Here is a 19,870-nt window from a genome sequence, read left to right as displayed (position 1 = left end):
CGGACGTCCGGTATGTGCGGCGCGGTTCTATGAACGCTCAGTGCACCATCGGCGGTGGCGCGCCCTCGGCGGGGGTGATCCGGGTGCGCGGCAGGAAGAACGCCGGGATGATGGTGATCGCCACCAGCACGCAGGAGACGATGAAGCTGTGCCCGAAGGCCTGCGCCGCCCAGTCGAACCACTGATCTTCGATCTTCGGCGGGGCCTGGCCGGCCTGGACCAGCTTGTCGTAGTCGTCCTCCGACGCGTTCGACAGGATGGCGAGCCCGGATTCCTTGTGGCTGGTGAGGTTGGAGGCCAGCAGCACCGAGAACAGGGCGGTACCGATCGATGACGCCGTCTGCTGGGTGACGTTGAGCAGGGTCGAACCGTCGGGCACCTGGGTGGGGGTCAGGCGGGCGAGGGCGGAGGTCATGATCGGGGTCATCGTCAGGCCCATGCCCAGGCCCATCACGAACAGCGCCCCGCCGATCACCCAGTACGAGGTGTCGGCGCCGATGAACGGGAACGTCAGCATCGCGGCGAAGATGACCGTGATGCCGCTGAGGACGAACTTGCCCGGCCCCATCCGGTCGGTGAGCCGGCCCGCGACCGGCATCGTGACCATCGCGCCGAGCCCCTGGGGAGCCATCAGCAGACCGGCCATCATGGTGCCCTCGTCGCGGATACCGATGAAGTACTGGGGAAACAGCAGCGACGAGCCGAAGAACGCGATGGCGAACAGCGACATCGTGATCAGCGCGGTGCGCAGGGTGGGGTTGGTGAACAGGCGCAGGTCGAGCAGCGGTTTGTCGGTGCGCAGGGCGTGCACCACGAACGCGACGATCAGCACGAGGCCGATACCGGCGGGCAGCAGCACCCGCGTGGAGGCGAAGGTGCCCTCCTCGGCGCTGCCGGAGATGCCGTACAGGAACAGGGCCAGGCCGGGGGACAGCAGCAGCAGCCCGAGGACGTCGATCGATTCGCGGGACGCCTCGTACTCGCTGTCGAGCACGAACCAGGCGTACACGAGGGCGATGATGCCGATCGGCAGATTGATCAGGAAGATCCAGTGCCAGCTGAGCTGTTCGATCAGCAGCCCGCCCAAGATGGGGCCGCAGATCGGGCCGAGCAGCATCGGGATGCCGAGCGCGGCCATCACCGAACCCATCCGCGCGGGGCCCGCGGCCTTGGTGAGGATCATCATGCCCACCGGCATGAGCAGGCCGCCGCCGAGTCCCTGGAGCATCCGGAACGCGACCAGCATCTCGATGTTCACGGCGGTGGCGCACAATGCCGATCCGAGGGTGAACAGCACGACCGAGGCGAGGAAGACGTTCTTGGTGCCGAAACGTGCGGCCGCCCATGCCGACAGCGGGATCACCGCGGCCAGTGACAGGGTGTAGCCGGTCATCGTCCAGGCGGCGCCCGCGGCGTCGGTGCCGAACTCGTTCTGGAAGGTGTTCTGCGCGACGGACACGACGGTGACGTCGAGGATCGACATGATGGCGCCGAGCACGACGACACCGGCGACGATCAGCACCTCCTTGTCGAGCTTGGTGTTCGGCGGCGGCGCGGCGCCCGTGGGTGATTCGGTCACAAGGTCTCCTGTGTGTCGTGCGATCAGCGGTGGCGGATGTGCGCGGACCGTGTCAGCAACTATCGCACCGGCGCAGATATCGCGACGGCGGCAGGGTCCGGAGACGACTGTGCCCGTGCCGGGCGAACCCGGCACGGGCACAGTCGGGAATCAGCGATGTCAGTGCATCATCACCGGGGCCGACTCGGCACCGGCCACGCGCTTACGTGGCAGGAAGAACGCCGGGACGAAGGTGACAGCGATCAGCACGGCGGACACGACGAACGCTCCGGCGAACGCCGACGCACCCCAGTCCAGCCACTGCGTGGGGACCTCCGCGGGGGCCTGACCGGCCGCGACGAGCTTGTCGTACTCCTCGGGCGCCGCGTTGGAGGCGATCGCCAGCTTCGACTCGGCGTGCGCGGCGAGGTTGGAGGCCAGCAGCACCGAGATGATGGCGGTGCCGATCGACGAGGCGGTCTGCTGCACCACGTTCACCAGCGTCGAACCGTCGGGAACCTGCTCGGACTTCAGGGTGGCCAGCGCCGCCGACATGATCGGCATCATGGTCATGCCCATACCCAGACCCTGCACGAACAGCGCACCGCACAGCAGCCAGTACGAGCTGTCGGCACCGAGGAAGGTGAAGGTGCCCACACCGGCGACGATCAGGACGAGACCGCCGAGCACGAACTTGCCCGGACCCATCTTGTCGGTGAGCCGGCCGGCGATCGGCATCGTGAGCATCGCGCCCAGACCCTGCGGGGCCAGCAGCAGGCCGGCGGCCAGGGTCGACTCGCCGCGGATGCCGATGAAGTACTGCGGGTACAGCAGCGAGGCGCCGAAGAACGCGATCATGAACAGCGTCATCGAGACCACCGAGATCGACAGCGTCTTGTTGCCGAACAGCCGCAGATCCAGCAGCGGGGACTTGCTGCGCAGTGCGTGGGCGATGAACGCCAGGATCAGCACCAGGCCGATGGCCGCGGGGATGAGGACCTTGGCGGCGATGAAGGTGCCCTCCTCGGCGCTGGTGGAGATGCCGTAGAGGAACGCCGCCAGACCGGGGGACAGCAGCAGCAGGCCGATGATGTCGATCGACGGGCGGCTGGTCTCCTCCTTGTCGCGCAGGATGATCCACGAGTAGATGAAGGCGATGATGCCGACGGGCACGTTGATCAGGAACACCCAGTGCCAGCTGGCGGTCTCGATGAGCAGGCCGCCGAGGATGGGGCCGGCGATGGGGCCGAGCAGCATCGGGATGCCGAGCACGGCCATCACCGAACCGACGCGTTCCGGGCCGGCCGCCTTGGTCAGGATCATCATGCCGACCGGCATCAGCAGACCGCCGCCGAGGCCCTGGATCACGCGGAACGCCACCAGCATCCCGATACTGGAGGCCATCGCGCACAGGGCCGAGCCGATGGTGAACAGCACCAATGAGGTCAGGTACACGTTGCGCGCCCCGAACCGGGCCACGGCCCAGCTCGACAGCGGGATGACCGCGGCCAGGGCCAGGGTGTAGCCGGTCATCGTCCAGGCGGCACCGGCCGCATCGGTGCCGAACTCGTTCTGGAACGTGTTCTGCGCGACGGACACGACGGTGACGTCGAGGATCGACATGATGGCGCCGAGGACGACGACGCCGGCGACGAGCAGGACCTTGCGGTCGAGCCCACCGGCTGCGTCCGGGGCTTTTTCCGTGGCCGCCGACGACGTGACGGGAGTTGTGGACATGGGGGTATTCCTGTTCATTACGGGGTGAGGTAGGTCAGGCGGTGCGCGGTCCGCGGGTGCACTCGGCGAAGTAGTCGGTGTCGGCGTGGACGACGAGGTCCAGCGCGGCCCGTAGTTGTTCGCCGACGTCCGCGGGCAGGGTGCTCACAAAACGTGCGACGGTGTCGTCCTTGACGGCTCGCTCGGAGTCGATGAACCGCTGACCCGCACTGGTCAGCGAGATCCGTTTGACCCGCCGGTCTGCCTGGTCCTCGCGGCGGTCGACCAGGGTGGCGCCGACGAGCTTGTCGACGGTGCGTCCGGTGGCGGCCAGGGACAGGTGGATCCGTTCGGCGATCTCGTTGACGGACATCGGTCCGTCGTGATGGCCGAGGGTGAACAGCACCTTCAGCTGCGAGAGCGTCAGTTCTGAATCTGCCAGGAAATCCGTCGCGTTGGTCTTGGCGGCGGACAGGAACCTGTGCAGGAACTCGGTGAGCACCGCACACGTCGCCTGCTCCGGGGCCGGAGACGCCGGCACGGGACCGGGGTCCGTGGCGATGTGGGCTGGTGAAGACACTCAAGAATAGTAACTCCTGCGCAACTATTTCTCCCACGCAACTATCGGTGATGTTGGGCACCCGCGCGCGATCGGTGTGAGCGCAACCACGCAACGGGGCCGGTCCGTGACTACGCTCTGGTGACATGGCCAACATCAAAGAGATCCCCGTACACGCCCTCGACGGCTCCGACCTCGACCTGAGCGCCTTCACCGGCCCGCTGCTGGTGGTGAACGTCGCCAGCAAATGCGGACTCACCCCGCAGTACACCGCGCTGGAGAAGCTCGCCGAGACCTACGGAGATCGCGGCCTCACCGTCGTGGGTGTGCCGTGCAACCAGTTCGCCGGACAGGAACCGGGCTCGGCCGAGGAGATCGCCACCTTCTGCTCCACCAACTACGGCGTCACCTTCCCGTTGCTGGAGAAGGCCGACGTCAACGGCGACGACCGGCATCCGCTGTACGCCGAGCTCACCCAGACCCCGGACGCGTCGGGTGAGGCGGGCGACATCCAGTGGAACTTCGAGAAGTTCCTTGTCGGGGCCGACGGCGGAGTGGTGGGCCGGTTCCGGCCGCGCACCGAACCCGACGCCCCCGAGGTGATCGAGGCCATCGAGGCCGCCCTCGCTTGAGCACGTGTGCGATGCGCGGCGGATCCGGTGCGCCACCAAGCCCCGATCCGCCGCGTAACGCCCCAACCTGCGGCACCCGGTAAGGTAAGCGCCGGGTGAGCGCGGCGACGGGAAGTGCTCGCTCCAATCCGTAAGGGACCCATTCCGTAAGAGACGAGGAGCGTACGGACGATGGCGCGAGTGGTGGTCGATGTGATGCCCAAGGCCGAGATTCTCGACCCGCAGGGCCAGGCGATCGTCGGGGCGCTCGGCCGTCTCGGCTTCGCCGGTGTCGCGGACGTGCGGCAGGGTAAGCGATTCGAGCTGGAGGTCGACGACTCGGTCGACGACGCCACACTGGAGCGGATCGCCGAGGAACTGCTGACCAACATGGTCATCGAAAACTTCATTGTCTCGCGGGTGAGCTGAGCCGATGGCTGTGCGTATCGGTGTCATCACCTTCCCCGGAACCCTCGACGACGTCGACGCCGCGCGCGCGGCACGCCTGGCCGGTGCCGATCCGGTCGCGCTGTGGCACGGCGACGACGACCTCAAGGGCGTCGACGCGGTCATCGTGCCCGGCGGCTTCTCCTACGGCGACTATCTGCGGGCCGGCGCCATCGCCCGGTTCGCCCCCGTGATGCAATCCGTGGTCGACGCCGCGGGCAAGGGCATGCCGGTCCTGGGTATCTGCAACGGCTTTCAGATCCTGTGCGAGGCGGGCCTGCTGCCCGGCGCCCTCATCCGCAACGAGGGCCTGCACTTCATCTGCCGCGACGAATGGTTGCGCGTGGAGTCGAACACCACCGCCTGGACCAGCCGGTTCGAGCGCGGTGCGGAGATCCTGATCCCGCTCAAGTCGGGTGAGGGCCGCTTCGTGGCGCCGCAGCGCAAACTCGAAGAGCTTGAGGGTGAGGGCCGTATCGTGTTCAGCTACGCGGGCGGCAACCCCAACGGTTCCACCCTGAACATCGCCGGTATCAGCAACGAGACCGGCCGCGTCGTCGGTCTCATGCCGCACCCCGAGCACGCCACCGAGGCGCTGACCGGGCCGAGCGACGACGGTCTGGGCCTGTTCTACTCGGCCATCGACTCCGTGCTCGCCGGCGTCTGAACCGGCAATGATCGCCACCAGCGCGTCGGCCGAGGGACTCGGCGAGTTCATCGACGCCTCGCCGTCACCGTTCCACGTGTGCGCGAGTGTCGCTGCGATCCTCGACGAGGCGGGGTACACCCGGCTGCACGAGGAACAGAGCTGGCCGTCGGCGGCGGGCCGGCACTATGTGATTCGCGGCGGGTCGATCATCGCCTGGTCCGGCGGCGCCGACACGGGTGCCGGTTTCCGGATCGTCGGCGGGCACACCGATTCACCCAACCTGCGGCTCAAACAGCACCCCGACCGTAACGACGCCGGGGTGGGCGTGGTGGCGCTCGAACCGTACGGCGGTGCCTGGCTCAACTCGTGGCTCGACCGCGACCTCGGGTTGTCGGGGCGGCTGGCGTACCGGACCGCTCAGGGCGTGGAGCACCGACTGATCCTTGTCGATGAGCCGGTGCTGAGGGTGCCGCAGCTCGCGATCCATCTGTCCGAGGACCGTAAAGGTGTGTCGCCGGATCCCCAGCGCCACGTCAACGCCCTCTGGCACACCGCCGACGCCGAACCCGATGTCCTGGCGTGGGTGGCGCGGCGGGCCGGCATCGAGCCGGATGCGCTGCTCGGCTGGGATCTGATGACACACGACGTCACCCCGTCACGGATCATCGGCGCCCAGCGGGATCTGCTGAGTGCGCCGCGCCTGGACAATCAGGGCACCTGTTACGCGGGTCTGCGCGCACTGCTCGACGCCGGGGAGAAGGCGTCCGCACGCGCACACGAATCCGAACCGGTCGGTCATCGGCCCGCCCGGATGCTCGCCCTCTTCGACCACGAGGAGGTGGGCAGCGGCTCCGAACGTGGCGCCGCCTCCGACTTCCTGGCGACGATCTGCGAGCGCATCGTGTTGGCCGAGCGCGGTTCCCGCGCCGACTACCTGCAGGCGATGGCGGCGAGTTTCTGCGTCTCGGGCGACATGGCGCACGCCACGCACCCCAACTATCCCGACCGCCACGAACCCAACCACCGCATCACGATCAACGGCGGCCCGGTGCTCAAGGTGAACCAGAACCTGCGCTACGCCTCGGATTCGCTGGGGGAGGCCGTGTTCGCGGTGGCCTGCGCCGACGCCGGGGTGCCGCTGCAGCGCTACACGCATCGCGCCGACCTGCCGTGCGGTTCCACCATCGGCCCGATCACCGCAACCCGCACGGGCCTGCGCACCGTCGACGTCGGCGCCCCGCAGCTGGCGATGCACAGCTCCCGCGAACTGATGGGCACACACGATGTCCCCATGTATTCGGCTGCGCTACAAGCCTTCTACCTGTCGAACGCCGGATAGTCCTCCGGGGCGTCCGGTGAGGCGACCGCCATGACGGAGCCACCTCCGATCCGGACCACCTCCGATCCGGACCCGTGGCTGCCCGGATCCCCGTCAGTAGTTGCGGGCGTAGCCCCGGACGTCGGAGACGTACTCGTAGGACTGGTTGTAGCGCAGGATGGCCCGGGTCTGGCCGTCGTCGGTGCGCATGTTGACGCCCTCGGAGCACAGGTACTTGGCGGTGGTGAGCGCCGCGTCGTACAGGTTCTGCGGGTCGGCCTTGCCGTCGCCGTTGCCGTCGGTGGCGAACATCTTCCACGTCGACGGCAGGAACTGCATCGGGCCGACGGCGCGGTCGTAAGTGGAGTCGCCGTCGAGGGCGCCGCCGTCGGTGTCGTAGATGACCTCGTTGCCGCCGAGCGAACCATCGAGCGTCGGTCCGTAGATCGGGGTCTTGAGGGTGCCGTCGGCGTTCGCGTCGCCCATGTTGGCGTGATGGGACTCGACGCGGCCGATGCCCCCGATGATGGTCCACGGGATACCGCAGCCGGGCGTGGTGCGGGCCATCGTGTCGGCCGCGTTCTTGTACGCCTTGTAGTTGATGACGGGGATCTCGCCGGTGGCGACGGCCGACGGCGTCGACACCGCCGCGGCGGCCTGAACCGGCGGCGGGAAGGCGGGGTTCGACAGCCGCGGGGCGGGCGTGATGTTGGCGACGCCCTCGACGCCGGCGTTCGGGGCGGCCTTGGCCTGCGTTCCGATGGTCCGGTCGGGGGTGCGGTGCTTGCCGGGAGTCTGCGCGGGCGTGCCGTCGTTCGATGCCTCGGGGCCGGTGGTCTTGTCGACCAGGAACTTGATGCCCACAGTGTGGGCGTCGGCACCCGCGGCGGTGGCCACCAGGCCGCCGGCCACCGGCACCATGGCAGTCGCCATCCACTTCGAGGTGTTGCTCGGCTTGCAGTGTTTGCCCACTTCAGTCGCCTTCCCGGTTGGACGTTTCGGGGAGACGCTACATGAATCCGTACTCAGGGCGTTATCCCGGCGTTACATCACGGGCCGATAACGGAAAGATGACGAGCCGTTGTCGCAGGTAGCCGAGTTACACCCTGGGGTATGTGATTGTGGTCACACCATGTCACCCAATGGGGTGACACTCGGGCCAGGGGTGTGGACCCGGGGGTGGCCATATTTACTACCGAAAATTTCATCCGATATAGCGGCCCCCTGGGGTGCGTCCGCGGTGCGAACCCGGACATGGTGTGACTACACGGCCTCCGGTGCTGTTTCGCTCTCGGCGTACTCGACCCGGAACATCCCCGAATCGGTGGTAGTTATGCAGGTCAGGCCGCTGTCACGGCTTTGCGGAGGCATGAGCGCAAGCTGCATTAACTGCAGGTGGCCGGGTGTCGACCACTACAGTGGTCAGCAGACTGGTCGCACCGGTGACGAAACCGTCGCCCGCACCGGTCCCGGAAATATCGGGGCGGCTGTGGCGGCGGGTGAAAAGATACGTGAGGGAGAACAATGTTCGAACGGTTCACCGACCGCGCACGCCGGGTTGTGGTTCTGGCCCAAGAAGAAGCGCGGATGCTCAACCACAACTACATCGGCACCGAGCACATCCTCCTGGGCCTGATCCACGAGGGCGAGGGCGTCGCGGCCAAGGCGCTCGAATCTCTCGGCATCTCACTGGAGGGTGTCCGCAGCCAGGTCGAGGAGATCATCGGCCAGGGGCAGCAGGCGCCGTCGGGTCACATCCCGTTCACCCCGCGCGCCAAGAAGGTCCTCGAACTGTCGCTGCGCGAGGCGCTGCAGCTCGGCCACAACTACATCGGCACCGAGCACATCCTGCTGGGTCTCATCCGCGAGGGTGAGGGCGTCGCCGCCCAGGTGCTGGTCAAGCTGGGCGCAGACCTCAACCGGGTCCGCCAGCAGGTCATCCAGCTGCTCTCGGGCTACCAGGGCAAGGAGCCGCAGGAAGCCGGCACCGGCGGACGCAGCTCCGAATCGGGCACCCCGTCCACCTCGCTGGTCCTCGACCAGTTCGGCCGCAACCTCACCGCCGCGGCGTCGGAGGGCAAACTCGATCCGGTCATCGGCCGCGAAAAAGAGATCGAGCGCGTCATGCAGGTGCTCAGCCGCCGCACCAAGAACAACCCGGTGCTCATCGGTGAGCCCGGCGTCGGCAAGACCGCCGTCGTCGAGGGCCTGGCGCAGGCCATCGTCAACGGCCAGGTGCCCGAGACCCTCAAGGACAAGCAGCTCTACACCCTCGACCTCGGCTCGCTGGTCGCCGGCAGCCGCTACCGCGGTGACTTCGAGGAACGCCTCAAGAAGGTGCTCAAGGAGATCAACACCCGCGGCGACATCATCCTGTTCATCGACGAACTGCACACCCTCGTCGGCGCGGGCGCTGCCGAGGGCGCGATCGACGCCGCCAGCATCCTCAAGCCGAAGCTGGCCCGCGGCGAGCTGCAGACCATCGGCGCCACCACCCTCGATGAGTACCGCAAGTACATCGAGAAGGACGCCGCTCTCGAACGCCGCTTCCAGCCTGTGCAGGTGGGTGAGCCGTCCGTCGAGCACACCATCGAGATCCTCAAGGGTCTGCGCGACCGCTACGAGGCGCACCACCGCGTATCCATCACCGACGGCGCGCTGGTGGCCGCGGCCACCCTGGCCGACCGCTACATCAACGACCGCTTCCTGCCGGACAAGGCGATCGACCTCATCGACGAGGCGGGCGCCCGCATGCGCATCCGCCGGATGACCGCTCCGCCGGACCTGCGTGAGTTCGACGAGCGCATCGCCGAGGCCCGCAAGGAGAAGGAATCGGCGATCGACGCCCAGGACTTCGAGAAGGCCGCGAGCCTGCGGGACAAGGAGAAGACCCTCGTCGCCGAGCGTGCCGAGCGGGAGAAGCAGTGGCGTAGTGGCGATATGGATGTCGTGGCCGAGGTCGACGACGAGCAGATCGCCGAGGTCCTGGGCAACTGGACCGGTATCCCGGTGTTCAAGCTCACCGAGGAGGAGACCACCCGTCTGCTCCGCATGGAGGACGAGCTGCACAAGCGGATCATCGGCCAGGAGGATGCCGTCAAGGCCGTCTCCAAGGCCATCCGCCGCACCCGTGCGGGTCTGAAGGATCCCAAGCGCCCGTCGGGTTCATTCATCTTCGCCGGCCCCTCCGGCGTCGGAAAGACCGAGCTGTCCAAGGCCCTGGCGAACTTCCTGTTCGGCGACGACGACGCACTCATCCAGATCGACATGGGCGAGTTCCACGACCGGTTCACCGCCTCCCGGCTGTTCGGTGCCCCTCCCGGGTACGTCGGCTACGAGGAGGGCGGCCAGCTCACCGAGAAGGTGCGCCGCAAGCCGTTCTCGGTGGTCCTGTTCGACGAGATCGAGAAGGCTCACTCGGAGATCTACAACACGCTGCTGCAGGTTCTCGAAGACGGCCGGCTCACCGACGGTCAGGGCCGAACGGTCGACTTCAAGAACACCGTGCTGATCTTCACGTCCAACCTGGGCACCAGCGACATCTCCAAGGCCGTCGGCCTGGGCTTCAGCAAGAACGACGACTCCAAGTCGAACTACGAGCGGATGAAGCTCAAGGTCAACGACGAGCTCAAGAAGCACTTCCGGCCCGAGTTCCTCAACCGTATCGACGACGTCATCGTCTTCCACCAGTTGACGCAGGACGAGATCATCCAGATGGTCGACCTGATGATCGCGCGCGTCGAGACCCAGCTGAAGAACAAGGACATGGCTCTCGAACTCACCGACAAGGCCAAGTCGCTGCTGGCCAAGCGTGGTTTCGACCCGGTGCTCGGCGCCCGGCCGCTGCGCCGGACCATCCAGCGCGAGATCGAGGACCAGCTCTCGGAGAAGATCCTCTTCGGCGAGCTGACCGCCGGTCAGATCGTGCTGGTCGACGTCGAGAACTGGGACGGCGAGGGCGACGGCGAGAACGCGAAGTTCACCTTCGCCGGATCGGAGAAGCCGCGTGCCGTTCCGGACGCCCCGGTCGAACTGACCAAGGCAGCCGACGACGCGAGTTGATCGCGGATCCTGCATAATAGATCGCAACGCAAGTGACGCCACCGTGACAACGGTGGCGTCACCGTTTTGGAAGGGGGTCGCTCACCGCTTTGAGAGCTCAGCTATGTGAAACTCTTACAGTGCTGCGTCCTTTCCGTAACCAGATCCGGGCCACCCTGGTGGCCGCGACGGCTCTTGCGACCGCGGCAGTCGTCACGACCGGAGTGGTGATCGCGGAGAACAGCACGCCCGAGGTCAAGGCGGTGTCGAACTCGCAGGAGTCCCCGCGCTTGTACGTGGCGCTGGGCAGTTCGTACGCGGCCGGCCCGGGAGCCCGCAGCCTGGTGATCGGGCCGTGTCTGCGGACCAAGAACAACTACCCCAACCAGGTTGCCGAGACGCTCGGTATGAAACTCATCGACGCCACCTGCTCGGGTGCCACCACGCGCAACATCCTCGATGTACCGCAGCGGGCGTTCGGCGGCAGGCCACAGATCGATGAGGTTCCCGCCGACGCCGACGTGATCACCATCACCACTGGCGGCAACGACCTCGGTTACGTGAGCAGACTCATCCTCAGCGGCTGCGGCAACGTGCTGCCGGAGTTCCTCAAGAAGACGCCGATCCGCAGCTGCCGGCTCGGCAAGGATCCGTTCCCCGAACCGCAGCGGTCGGCCTACCTTGAGGTGGAGCGGTCGATGGTGGCCGTGATCGAGGCGGTCCGGTTGCGGGCACCCAACGCCAAGATCCTGCTCGTGGACTACCCGCCGGTCGTCGAGCCGGGCAAGCCGACCTGTGCGCGGTTGCCGCTGCTGCCCGACCAGGTGGCGCAGACCGTCCGTATCTTCAACGGGCTGGCCGACGCCACCGCGCGTGCCGCGCAGACCACCGGCGTCACCCTGGTTGAGGCATCGCGGGCCGGAGCGCAGCACACCGTGTGCTCGGCGACGCCGTGGCTGACCGGTTTCTCCCCGCCCGTGCCGTATCACCCGTCGGAGGCCGGCAAGAAGGGCGTCGCCGAACTGGTCGTCGATGCCCTGCGGCCCAGCCGGGCACAGCACGCCAACACCCGGAGCGGCGCCTAGTAGCTCTGTTCATACGCCGGGCCTGATGGGCCCACAACGATGCGGGGCAGGTCTCGGATGAGACCTGCCCCGCATCGTGCCTTCTGTGGGTGCTCAGACGGTGGCGCCCTCTTCGATGGCCGCCCGGCGGCGCTGGTAGGTGACGACCGCCGCGGAGATCGCCAGCAGCAGGCCGGTGCCGGTGATCAACTGGCCGACGAGCATGTCGAAGCCGTAGCGCAGGACGATGCCCAGGACGACCGCGCCCAAGGCGCACGCGGCCATCGTCACCTCGTTCTGTTCCTTCCACGAGATCATGTTGCGGCCGGTGGTGACGAGGCTGATCGGGCTGCGGCGCAGGGTCTCCACCACGAACACCGTGAGCAGGCATGTCACCAGGTAGGTGGCCAGGACCTTGGGCCAGAACGGGCCGCCCGGATGCTCGCGCAGGAAGCGCATCAGTTCGGCGAGCGCGAGCGCGTGCGCCAGGTAGATGCCGTACGACCGGTCGGCGGCCTTCGCCATGAACTTGTCGGCGAGCGAACCCTGGGACCGGCGCTGCTGCCAGAGCGTGCCCAGGCAGTAGAGGACGACGATGATCGCGATGAACGCGCCGACGTTGTAGATGGAGAACACATTGGTGGCGCGGAACATGCGGTCGAAGTCGGGGCCGTTGCCGACGTTGCCGCGGCCGCCGTGGTAGGCGACGGTGTACCACCACAGCGTCCCGGCCACGACCACCAGACCGGCGGCGATGAGCTGGGCGCGCCAGCGGATCATGAACGCCTGGAACGCCTCGAAATGCATGGCCGCGACACACCCGGACAGGATGAAGAACTGGTACGGCAGCAGGGTGATGGTGAGGTGGCTCCACAGTTTGCCCAGCGGGCCGGAATCGAAGATCCCCAGCGGCGGCAGCATCATCCGCCAGATCAGCCAGGCGTGGAACGCGAAGCTGACGGCGAGCAGGTAGCGGTGGTAGCCCCAGGTGCGCTTGAGCACCCACAGCACGGCCGGGAACACCAGGTAGATCTGCATGCTCACCGACATGAAGTACATGTGGTAGAACGCGTGGCCGGTGATCAGGTCGTACGCGATGCTCTTGAGGGCGGTGCCGAGCGCGTCGAGGCTGGTGAAGTTGTCGACGACATTGCTGATCCCGCCGCGCCGGTAGCGGGTGTAGGCCCAGTAGAACAGGCTCCACATCAGGAACGGCAGGCCGATCAGCTTGTAGCGGCGCCGCCAGTACTCGACGGGCTTCAGTTCACGGTTGCGGTACTGATAGGTCTGCACGAAGCCGGTGAGCGCGAAGAACGAGTAGCGCGTGTACCGGCACAGGAGGCCGATTCCGCCGGCGGCCACCGCGCCGGCCGACATGAGGCCCAGGATGACGTGATCGAAGATGACGGCCGCGAATGTGACCAACCGCACGAGGTCGATCTGGTGCAGATGGCCGCCCCGCTTGGGTTTGGGGGCCATCACGGCGGCGTCGGGGTCGACTGCCGGGCCCGGCGGCACCGGGGGTACCGCCGGTGCCGATGCGGGTTCCTGGGGCTGCTTGGTCGTATCCACGCTGGTCTTCGCCTGCGTAGACGCGTGTTCCTCCATGGTGATGGGGGCCTCCGTCTCGCCTCGGCCGGTACTGATGTGGGAGCGGCCGATTGTGCTGATCGTGGGACAGGCTACCCGCACCTGAGTCGGCGGCGTGTTTTGCCCGCCCCGTGTGGCCGGATTGTGTTATTCGTCCGCACGGCCTACAGCGTCATCAATCAGACAGAGGCTCCCGCGTCAATCAGGCAGAGGCTCCCGCGTCAATCAGGCAGAGCCTGGGCCCCGCGGGCGGTCAGGAGCATCGTCATCAACGAGATCTCCTCACCCTGGTCGGTCATCATCTGGTAGGCCGTCCGCTTGACCGTGTCCGTGACGTCGTCGCTGTTGTACGCGGCCTTCGCCATGAGCAGACCGCCCCGGTGGTGCCGGACCATCAGCTGCAGGTACCACACCTCGGCGTCGCGGCCGGTGCGGCTCGCGAGCCGGGAGATGTCGTCGGTGCTGGCCATTCCCGCCATGGCAGGCCCCGGATCGGCGGTCGTCGACGGGGCCGGGGTGGTGATGGAACGCCCCGAACCGTGCTCATGTCCGGAATCGGTGCCGTCGTCGTCGTGTGATCCCGACATCCAGGCCATCGGGTCCGAGGAGGTGAGCGGTTTGCCGAACCAGGTGAGCCAGCCCCGCAGGGTGGCGTTCTCCGCGGTCTGCGCCGTGACGATGCGGTTGGCGAGCCCGACGATCTCCTGCCCCACGCCGGGCCGCCCGGCCACGGTCGAGGACAGCAGGATCGCCTGATCGTGGTGCACAGCCATGTCCTGGGCGAAACCGACGTCGACGGCGGTCATGGCCGGGACATCGGCGTCGTCGCGCGACTGCCACGCCGCCCCGGCCACGGCCCCGATGGCCAGTAGCAGCACGGCCACGCACAGCGCGCCGATCGTCAGGGAAAGGGTCTTCGGCCGTTCCCGGCCCATCAGGGCGCGGAGTTCCCGAGCGTGGTGTCCTGGCCGACGGGTGGCGTGTACACGCTCTTGCTCAGTTCCATCGTCAGGAAACCGTTGTCCGAGCAGGTCGCCCAGATCTGGTTGCCCCGGAACTCCGGCGGCGACATGCACCAGTCGGTCGAACGGTCACCGAGAGCGATCATCCCGGTGCGCGGGCCGACGGCCTCGTGCAGACGCACCTTGCCGTTGATGGTCTGCATGCCCAGGCTCATGAATTCGACGGCCGGGACTCCGATGATCGAGCCGAGGGCGTGCGGCGAGTTGGGCAGGCCGAACGGATTGGTGCTGCGGTACGTCGGCGGGTTGAGGTAGCCGATCTCTCTGATCTTCTTGAGGTTCTTGATGTCGAACACGCGGATGCCCGACGACTCCCAGCCGCAGGCCAGCGCGGTCGGGTTCTCGATGCGGTCGGCGCTGCAGTAGTGGGCGTTGTAGCTGAAGATCGACCCGCCCATCGACGAACGCAGGTTGGCGTCGAGGTTGGCGGGCAGGTTGATCTCCAGTTTGATCTGCGCCGCGAGTTTCGGTTTGTTGACGCGTTCGACGTCGAAGATCTTCACCCCGCCCGAACCGGCCTCGTCGATGGTGATGGCGTAGGCGTGGCCGTCGTAGAAGACGGGGATGGTGTGCTGATTGAGCTGGCCGTCGGGCCAGTGGTAGGCGGCGATGTGCGGCACCTGCGGGTGCGGGTCGCGCCGTTGCACCGCCGAGATGTCGAGCACCGTGATACCGGCCATGTTGGACAGATACATGCGGTTGCCGTCGGGGGAGATGCCGAAGCCGTGCCCGACGAAGGCGTACAGGCCCTGCCAGATCACGCGGGGATTGGTGGGATCGGAGATGTCGATCGCCGACAGGTGCCCGGGGAACAATCCCGACGCCCAGTACGTCTTGCCGTCGGGCGAGAAACCGCCCTCATGCGAGGTGAACGGGAGTGGGACCTTGGTGCCGGGCCCGGTGTTCAGCAGTTTCGGGTGGGCGCAGTCGGAGATGTCGTAGACCGCGAAGAACCCGCCGCCCCACAGCAGCGGCACCGAGGTGCCGGCGAGCAGCTTGCGTTTCTTGTTGACCTTGAGGGTTTCCCAGGTGCCGGCGATCATGCCGGGTGCGGTGAGCTTGCCGACGATCTTCGGTTTCCGTGGGTCTTTGACGTCCACCACCTGCACGCCGGTGTTCTTCTTGGTGATGGCGGTGCTGAACATGCTGCCCGTGTACGAGCAGTGGTCGTAGTTGGCCGACACGATGCCGCCGCCCGCGCCCCGCGCCTGGCCCAGCAGGGTCATGTTGCAGTTGTAGCCGCGTTCGCTGCGGCCGGAGTTGCGGTCGGCCGACGGTACGTCGCCGGACAGACCGGTCTCCGGCGACGACCCCGGCCCGCAGTCGGCCTGCTTTACCGGGGTGTTTCCGAAGTCCATGAAGTAGTGATTGCCGGCGTTCGCCGGAGCGGCCAGAGCCACCCCGACGGCGACGGTCGCGGCGAGGGCGATGACGACGCCGATCCGCCGCCGCGCATGTTGCGACAAACTCCGTGTGCTGTTCATTTGTCGCGCACCTTAGCCCCGTCGACGGGGCTAAGGTGCCGCTTTGGCGAACGTTCCCGGTAAGTCGACGAGCCGTGTCCCGTTCAGCGGGACCGTCGTGCCGGACTTTGCCCACGCCGCAATGCACCGGAAGGTCAGTGCAAGGGGCCGTCCCGGTAGTCGTCGATGTAGTGCTGTTCCTCCTCGGCCGTGACCTCCGGTTGCAGAGGATCCTGCTGGATCCGGCTGTCACCGCCCGGCGACCGGGTGGCCAGGGAGCGGCCCGAGATCAGCAACGCGATCCCGACTGCCGCTGCGACCACGGCGCCGAGTATCCACCACGCGACACCGGCCCCGTCGCCCGCGGCCGTCCCGATGGCGCCGACGATCAACACGACGGCCACCAGCAGGACGAGGTAGCCGGCCATGCCGATCCCCGTGATCCTGTGTGCCCTCGAGGCGCCTCGGGTGCTGTGCTGGTCCGATGCCGATCGCCGGTCGTCATGTGTTGCGTTCACAAGGAACACCACCCTTCATTCTGCCCTGGTGGGCTGCTGCTCAGTGCGTTCCTACCCGGTGTTCCCGATTTCCCCGAACGTCAAACACCACAGCCCTCGCGGGGGTGCGAGTGCACGGGGTGCCCGTGCTGTTTTGTCCGGGCCGTTCCGGGCAATAACTGGGGTGGCGCGGTGTTGTCGGCTGGTGAGGATGGTCGGGTGTACTGGGTGACGGACGCTCGCCGGTGGCAGTCGAAGGATGTAAGTAGGGTCGTCTCCGCGAAGGATGAGACGACGGGTGGTAAAGGATCGACCAATGGCGGTTGTGATTGACAACTCGGTAGAGATAACCGTTCCGGCATGTCAAAGACAGGTTCCGATCGTGCGGGAGGTCGCGCACCGGGCCCTGTTGCTCGAGGACTGGATGCTCGACGATATCGCCGACGTGGATCTGGTCATCGACGAGATCTGTGCGCGCGTGATGGCCGTGGCAGAGCCCGCGGTAAGACTGACGTTGGCGCTGACAGCATACGAGGAGGGTGTGGCTGGTCAGGTCATGTGCCGGGTCGGCGATGAAATCGACATCAATACCGAGGATTTCGGCTGGCAGATGGTGGTATCGATGACCGACGGCCGAGCTGTGGACTACGTCATGGACGGGTCCGTGCGCCGGGTGATGGTGGGTTTCGTCAAACGCCGGTCATGTTGCTGAGCCTCGTCGCAGAACCCGACGACGGCGCGGTCTCGTGTACAATTGATACTCTGCGGCCCTGACGGACATCCTCCACGTCGAGCAAAGCGCTTGCGGGACATCCGATCCGGATCGGGGCGCGCAGTACATGAGGACTTGCGTCCTGGTCGGCCTGCACGCTCCGCAGTGGCCCAGTGTCCACTACGCCGACACAGTCTTGATTCCATTGCGGCAGTTGGATTGAGCCGTGGCAGTTGCCCTAAGGCAGTTCCCCGGCAAGTTCACCCGGCAGAGGTGAACGAGTACGACCAGTTCGATCATTCTTCCGATCGCAGGTCCGGACAGTCCGTCGACGCAGGGAAGGGCTAGTTGTGTTACCTACAGTGAAACAACAGAATTTCGGCAGCGACACCGACCACCCATCCACCGAAACCGACGTGGTGGGCGAAACCGAAGCGGGCGATCGTGACGACTACGGCGAAGTCGCCCGGACCATCAAGGCCATGAGGCAGCAGCGTGATCCACACCACCGCTCCGAACTGAGGTCCCGGGCCATCGAGCGTTGCCTGCCCCTGGCCGATCACGTGGCCCGCCGATTCTCCGATCGCGGAGAACCGTTCGACGACCTGGTGCAGGTGGCGCGTATCGGGGTTGTCCACTCCGTCGACAGGTTCGATCCCGAACGGGGCACGGACTTCCTCTCGCTCGCGGTGCCCACGGTGATGGGCGAGGTGCGCCGGTACTTTCGTGACACGGCATGGACGATGCGTGTTCCCCGGCGGGTCAAAGAGACATCGCTGCACATCGGCAAAGCGGTCGACGAACTGACTCAGCGCCTGGGCCGCTCTCCGCGGCCGAGTGAACTCGCCGACGAACTCGGCACTCCGGTGAGCGAGGTGATCGAAGGGCTCGTCGCGAGGTCTGCGTACCGAACGGACTCGATCGACGCTGAGCGAGATGACGAGAACCGTTCCCTGGGTGAGACATTGGGTGAGCGTGACGGCAGAATCGCCGAGATCGACGACCTGGTGACGGTGCGTCCCGCGCTCGACGAGTTGCCCGAGCGGGAGCGGCAGATCCTGACCTTGCGGTTCTTCCACGAGATGTCACAAAGCGAGATCGCACGGGAGGTCGGCCTGTCGCAGATGCATGTGTCCCGGCTGCTGTCAAGGTCGTTGGCCGCGCTACGGAAAGCGGTTGTGCCCGTTGGATAAATCGTAGGCCGCAGATAGGGTTGTAGGCAGATGAGTTGTAGGAAGGTGGGTCGCCGCCGAACGGAGGCGACCCACCTGCCTATGTTGCGGCCCCGGAGCTACTTTCGGCTCTGTTCGGTGGCGGAACGATTGGCCTTCTCGATCGCGTGGATGAGTTCATCCTTGTTCATGCGCGATCGACCGTGGATGTCGAGCCTGCGGGCGACATCGAGCAGATGGTCCTTGGTCGCGTTGGCATCAACACCTTCGGCGCTGGTGCCGCCGGGGTTCGGCCCGCCGCTGCGCGCACGGCTGTCGGACGGTCCCCGGTGCTCCTTGGCCTCCCAGTGATCGCCGACCTTCTCATACGAATGTTTCAGCGCCGCATAGGCGACCCGGTGCGCGCGTTCCTCGGATTCGTACTCCTCCAGCGCGGAATCGTGTGCCTCGGCAAAGGTGCGCTGGGCCTTCTTATCGGACCGCGCGATGGTACTCGGCAGCTCCGAGCGGATCGGGTTGTCGTTCTTGTCCGTCTTCGGCATGATGAGCTCCGTTCTCCGGTTCGTCGTGCAGGGCGCCGCCGCTGTTGTGCCCTGTCACGAGAACGCCTTGCCTGGTTGCGAACCTACCGATTCCGGTCGATCCGCCTGGCCGGGGTCGTTGTCGCTGTGGTCGGAAACTCCTTGCGCACCTACATGTTGCGCGCAGTGAGCGCAACAGAAGATCGCGCCGTCGACCTCGACGCCATGGCCGATCACCCGGCAGCCGCAGTGCGTGCATGACGGCGCCAGCGCGTGAATGGCGCATTCGAAACTGTCGAAGACGCCACGCGTATCGGTTCCGTCGATGGTGATCGTCATCGCTCGGTCGTAGTCATTTCCGCATATATCGCATACGGCCATGATCGTCTCCTTATAGATTGTCGGGTCCCCCGGGTCGGGGGATCTCGCCCCGTTGTCGGGGAGGGGTTGTCCGGGAGGGTGATTCGGTCTGCCGGCCTGGGTGCGGCAGGACCGAACCACGCCCGGGATCCCCGGACTACTGTCGGTCTTCCTGGTGCATCTGTTCCCTGGCGTGCGAGACATCCGCGGCGTGACGCGCGGATTCGGCTTCGGCCTCACGCTTGGCCGCATTCTGCGTTGCCTCGCCCTTGTCCTCCTGGGCGCCGCCTTCCGCGGCGAGATCGTCGTTGCCGGTCAGAGCGCCGACGGCCTGCTTGATGCGGCCCTTCGCTTCTTCGACGGCTCCCTTGATTCCTTCGGCTGCCGGGTTCTTCTCGGATGTCACAGTGATGCCTCCTCTGGGCTCGTTGGTGTGACGGCTGTTCGCAAGGAGATGGCGTTGTTGCCATCTGTGTGTCGGGTGCCCAGGCTTCGCGGGAGTCAAACATCGGGTCGACCCGTGCGAGACCCGGTGATCGGCCGGCGGTTTGGTGATCAGCGGTTTGGTGA

At 66.5% G+C, this 19,870-nt stretch carries 19 protein-coding genes; 8 read left to right on the top strand and 11 right to left on the bottom strand.

Going from position 1 to position 19,870, the window contains the following annotated elements; genetic code table 11:
• Positions 1-37: 37 nt before the first annotated feature.
• The 3 genes from GOAMR_RS19160 to GOAMR_RS19150 all read right to left on the bottom strand — a co-directional run bounded on the left by GOAMR_RS19160 (position 38) and on the right by GOAMR_RS19150 (position 3,854).
• Positions 38-1,579, bottom strand: coding sequence for a DHA2 family efflux MFS transporter permease subunit (locus GOAMR_RS19160; RefSeq protein WP_005191769.1), 1,542 nt, complete (start codon positions 1,577-1,579; stop codon positions 38-40).
• A 159-nt stretch (positions 1,580-1,738) separates the two neighbouring features.
• Entirely contained in the window at positions 1,739-3,295 is a 1,557-nt protein-coding gene (locus tag GOAMR_RS19155) for a DHA2 family efflux MFS transporter permease subunit (protein ID WP_005191766.1), read from the bottom strand.
• Positions 3,296-3,329: 34 nt separating this feature from the next.
• Positions 3,330-3,854 (bottom strand): MarR family winged helix-turn-helix transcriptional regulator, encoded by a 525-nt coding sequence (locus tag GOAMR_RS19150; protein WP_244427450.1) that lies wholly within the window; start codon positions 3,852-3,854, stop codon positions 3,330-3,332.
• A 125-nt stretch (positions 3,855-3,979) separates the two neighbouring features.
• On the opposite strand from GOAMR_RS19150, the gene GOAMR_RS19145 reads away from it, so the two are divergent.
• The 4 genes from GOAMR_RS19145 (at position 3,980) to GOAMR_RS19130 (ending at position 6,879) form a co-directional block, all read left to right on the top strand.
• Positions 3,980-4,465 (top strand): glutathione peroxidase, encoded by a 486-nt coding sequence (locus GOAMR_RS19145; RefSeq protein WP_005191758.1) that lies wholly within the window; start codon positions 3,980-3,982, stop codon positions 4,463-4,465.
• Between the two features lie 171 nt (positions 4,466-4,636).
• Positions 4,637-4,873 (top strand): phosphoribosylformylglycinamidine synthase subunit PurS, encoded by a 237-nt coding sequence (gene purS / locus GOAMR_RS19140; RefSeq protein WP_005191757.1) that lies wholly within the window; start codon positions 4,637-4,639, stop codon positions 4,871-4,873.
• 4 nt (positions 4,874-4,877) lie between these two features.
• Positions 4,878-5,558 (top strand): phosphoribosylformylglycinamidine synthase subunit PurQ, encoded by a 681-nt coding sequence (gene purQ / locus GOAMR_RS19135; RefSeq protein ID WP_005191754.1) that lies wholly within the window; start codon positions 4,878-4,880, stop codon positions 5,556-5,558.
• Between the two features lie 7 nt (positions 5,559-5,565).
• Positions 5,566-6,879, top strand: a complete 1,314-nt coding sequence (locus GOAMR_RS19130; RefSeq protein ID WP_005191752.1) for a M18 family aminopeptidase — start codon at positions 5,566-5,568, stop codon at positions 6,877-6,879.
• A gap of 93 nt (positions 6,880-6,972) precedes the next feature.
• On the opposite strand, the gene GOAMR_RS19125 is transcribed toward GOAMR_RS19130, so the two are convergent.
• The gene (locus GOAMR_RS19125) at positions 6,973-7,830 is read right to left on the bottom strand and encodes a lytic transglycosylase domain-containing protein (RefSeq protein WP_005191749.1); all 858 of its coding nucleotides are present in this window, start codon (positions 7,828-7,830) and stop codon (positions 6,973-6,975) included.
• A 552-nt stretch (positions 7,831-8,382) separates the two neighbouring features.
• Between GOAMR_RS19125 and GOAMR_RS19120 the strand changes: the two genes are divergently transcribed.
• Positions 8,383-10,920 (top strand): ATP-dependent Clp protease ATP-binding subunit, encoded by a 2,538-nt coding sequence (locus GOAMR_RS19120; protein ID WP_005191746.1) that lies wholly within the window; start codon positions 8,383-8,385, stop codon positions 10,918-10,920.
• Between the two features lie 119 nt (positions 10,921-11,039).
• Entirely contained in the window at positions 11,040-11,984 is a 945-nt protein-coding gene (locus GOAMR_RS19115) for an SGNH/GDSL hydrolase family protein (protein ID WP_005191739.1), read from the top strand.
• Between the two features lie 93 nt (positions 11,985-12,077).
• Here GOAMR_RS19115 and GOAMR_RS19110 read toward each other — a convergent pair whose 3' ends face one another.
• The 4 genes from GOAMR_RS19110 to GOAMR_RS19095 all read right to left on the bottom strand — a co-directional run bounded on the left by GOAMR_RS19110 (position 12,078) and on the right by GOAMR_RS19095 (position 16,556).
• On the bottom strand, positions 12,078-13,571 hold the full coding sequence (locus GOAMR_RS19110) for an acyltransferase family protein (protein WP_005191736.1): 1,494 nt from the start codon (positions 13,569-13,571) through the stop codon (positions 12,078-12,080).
• Positions 13,572-13,774: 203 nt separating this feature from the next.
• Complete coding sequence (locus GOAMR_RS19105) at positions 13,775-14,488, bottom strand: DUF305 domain-containing protein (protein ID WP_005191734.1); 714 nt, start codon at positions 14,486-14,488, stop codon at positions 13,775-13,777.
• A complete protein-coding gene (locus GOAMR_RS19100) occupies positions 14,488-16,059 on the bottom strand; it encodes an LVIVD repeat-containing protein (RefSeq protein ID WP_083837023.1) in 1,572 nt (523 codons plus the stop codon). The genes GOAMR_RS19105 and GOAMR_RS19100 overlap by 1 nt, the downstream gene beginning before the upstream one ends.
• Positions 16,060-16,193: 134 nt before the next feature.
• Positions 16,194-16,556: a hypothetical protein gene (locus GOAMR_RS19095; protein ID WP_373278786.1), complete on the bottom strand. Its 363-nt coding sequence runs from the start codon at positions 16,554-16,556 to the stop codon at positions 16,194-16,196.
• 361 nt (positions 16,557-16,917) lie between these two features.
• Here GOAMR_RS19095 and GOAMR_RS19090 point away from each other — a divergent pair, with 361 nt between their 5' ends.
• Both GOAMR_RS19090 and GOAMR_RS19085 read left to right on the top strand, forming a co-directional pair.
• A complete protein-coding gene (locus GOAMR_RS19090; RefSeq protein WP_138943811.1) occupies positions 16,918-17,247 on the top strand; it encodes an anti-sigma factor in 330 nt (109 codons plus the stop codon).
• Positions 17,248-17,609: 362 nt separating this feature from the next.
• The gene (locus GOAMR_RS19085) at positions 17,610-18,440 is read left to right on the top strand and encodes a SigB/SigF/SigG family RNA polymerase sigma factor (protein ID WP_005191727.1); all 831 of its coding nucleotides are present in this window, start codon (positions 17,610-17,612) and stop codon (positions 18,438-18,440) included.
• A 98-nt stretch (positions 18,441-18,538) separates the two neighbouring features.
• On the opposite strand, the gene GOAMR_RS19080 is transcribed toward GOAMR_RS19085, so the two are convergent.
• The 3 genes from GOAMR_RS19080 to mbp1 form a co-directional block, all read right to left on the bottom strand.
• Positions 18,539-18,961 carry a ChaB family protein gene (locus GOAMR_RS19080; protein ID WP_005191723.1) on the bottom strand — a complete coding sequence of 141 codons (423 nt, stop codon included), beginning with the start codon at positions 18,959-18,961 and terminating at the stop codon, positions 18,539-18,541.
• A 54-nt stretch (positions 18,962-19,015) separates the two neighbouring features.
• Entirely contained in the window at positions 19,016-19,321 is a 306-nt protein-coding gene (locus GOAMR_RS19075; protein ID WP_005191720.1) for a metallothionein, read from the bottom strand.
• 136 nt (positions 19,322-19,457) lie between these two features.
• Positions 19,458-19,706, bottom strand: coding sequence for a microaggregate-binding protein 1 (gene mbp1 / locus GOAMR_RS24555; protein ID WP_005191717.1), 249 nt, complete (start codon positions 19,704-19,706; stop codon positions 19,458-19,460).
• Positions 19,707-19,870: the final 164 nt, after the last annotated feature.

It is taken from the genome of Gordonia amarae NBRC 15530, assembly GCF_000241345.1.
Taxonomy (GTDB): Bacteria; Actinomycetota; Actinomycetes; order Mycobacteriales; family Mycobacteriaceae; genus Gordonia; species Gordonia amarae.
The sequence above is the reverse complement of the archived record's forward strand: the minus strand, read 5'-3'. Positions and strand labels throughout refer to the sequence as shown.

Coding starts and splice junctions, on each gene's coding strand:
- GOAMR_RS19155 (WP_005191766.1), bottom strand. CDS start 3,295: ATGTCCACAACTCCCGTCACGTCGTCGGCGGCCACGGAAAAAGCCCCG.
- GOAMR_RS19145 (WP_005191758.1), top strand. CDS start 3,980: ATGGCCAACATCAAAGAGATCCCCGTACACGCCCTCGACGGCTCCGAC.
- purS (WP_005191757.1), top strand. CDS start 4,637: ATGGCGCGAGTGGTGGTCGATGTGATGCCCAAGGCCGAGATTCTCGAC.
- purQ (WP_005191754.1), top strand. CDS start 4,878: ATGGCTGTGCGTATCGGTGTCATCACCTTCCCCGGAACCCTCGACGAC.
- GOAMR_RS19130 (WP_005191752.1), top strand. CDS start 5,566: ATGATCGCCACCAGCGCGTCGGCCGAGGGACTCGGCGAGTTCATCGAC.
- GOAMR_RS19120 (WP_005191746.1), top strand. CDS start 8,383: ATGTTCGAACGGTTCACCGACCGCGCACGCCGGGTTGTGGTTCTGGCC.
- GOAMR_RS19110 (WP_005191736.1), bottom strand. CDS start 13,571: ATGGAGGAACACGCGTCTACGCAGGCGAAGACCAGCGTGGATACGACC.
- GOAMR_RS19105 (WP_005191734.1), bottom strand. CDS start 14,488: ATGGGCCGGGAACGGCCGAAGACCCTTTCCCTGACGATCGGCGCGCTG.
- GOAMR_RS19100 (WP_083837023.1), bottom strand. CDS start 16,059: ATGAACAGCACACGGAGTTTGTCGCAACATGCGCGGCGGCGGATCGGC.
- GOAMR_RS19080 (WP_005191723.1), bottom strand. CDS start 18,961: ATGCCGAAGACGGACAAGAACGACAACCCGATCCGCTCGGAGCTGCCG.
- GOAMR_RS19075 (WP_005191720.1), bottom strand. CDS start 19,321: ATGGCCGTATGCGATATATGCGGAAATGACTACGACCGAGCGATGACG.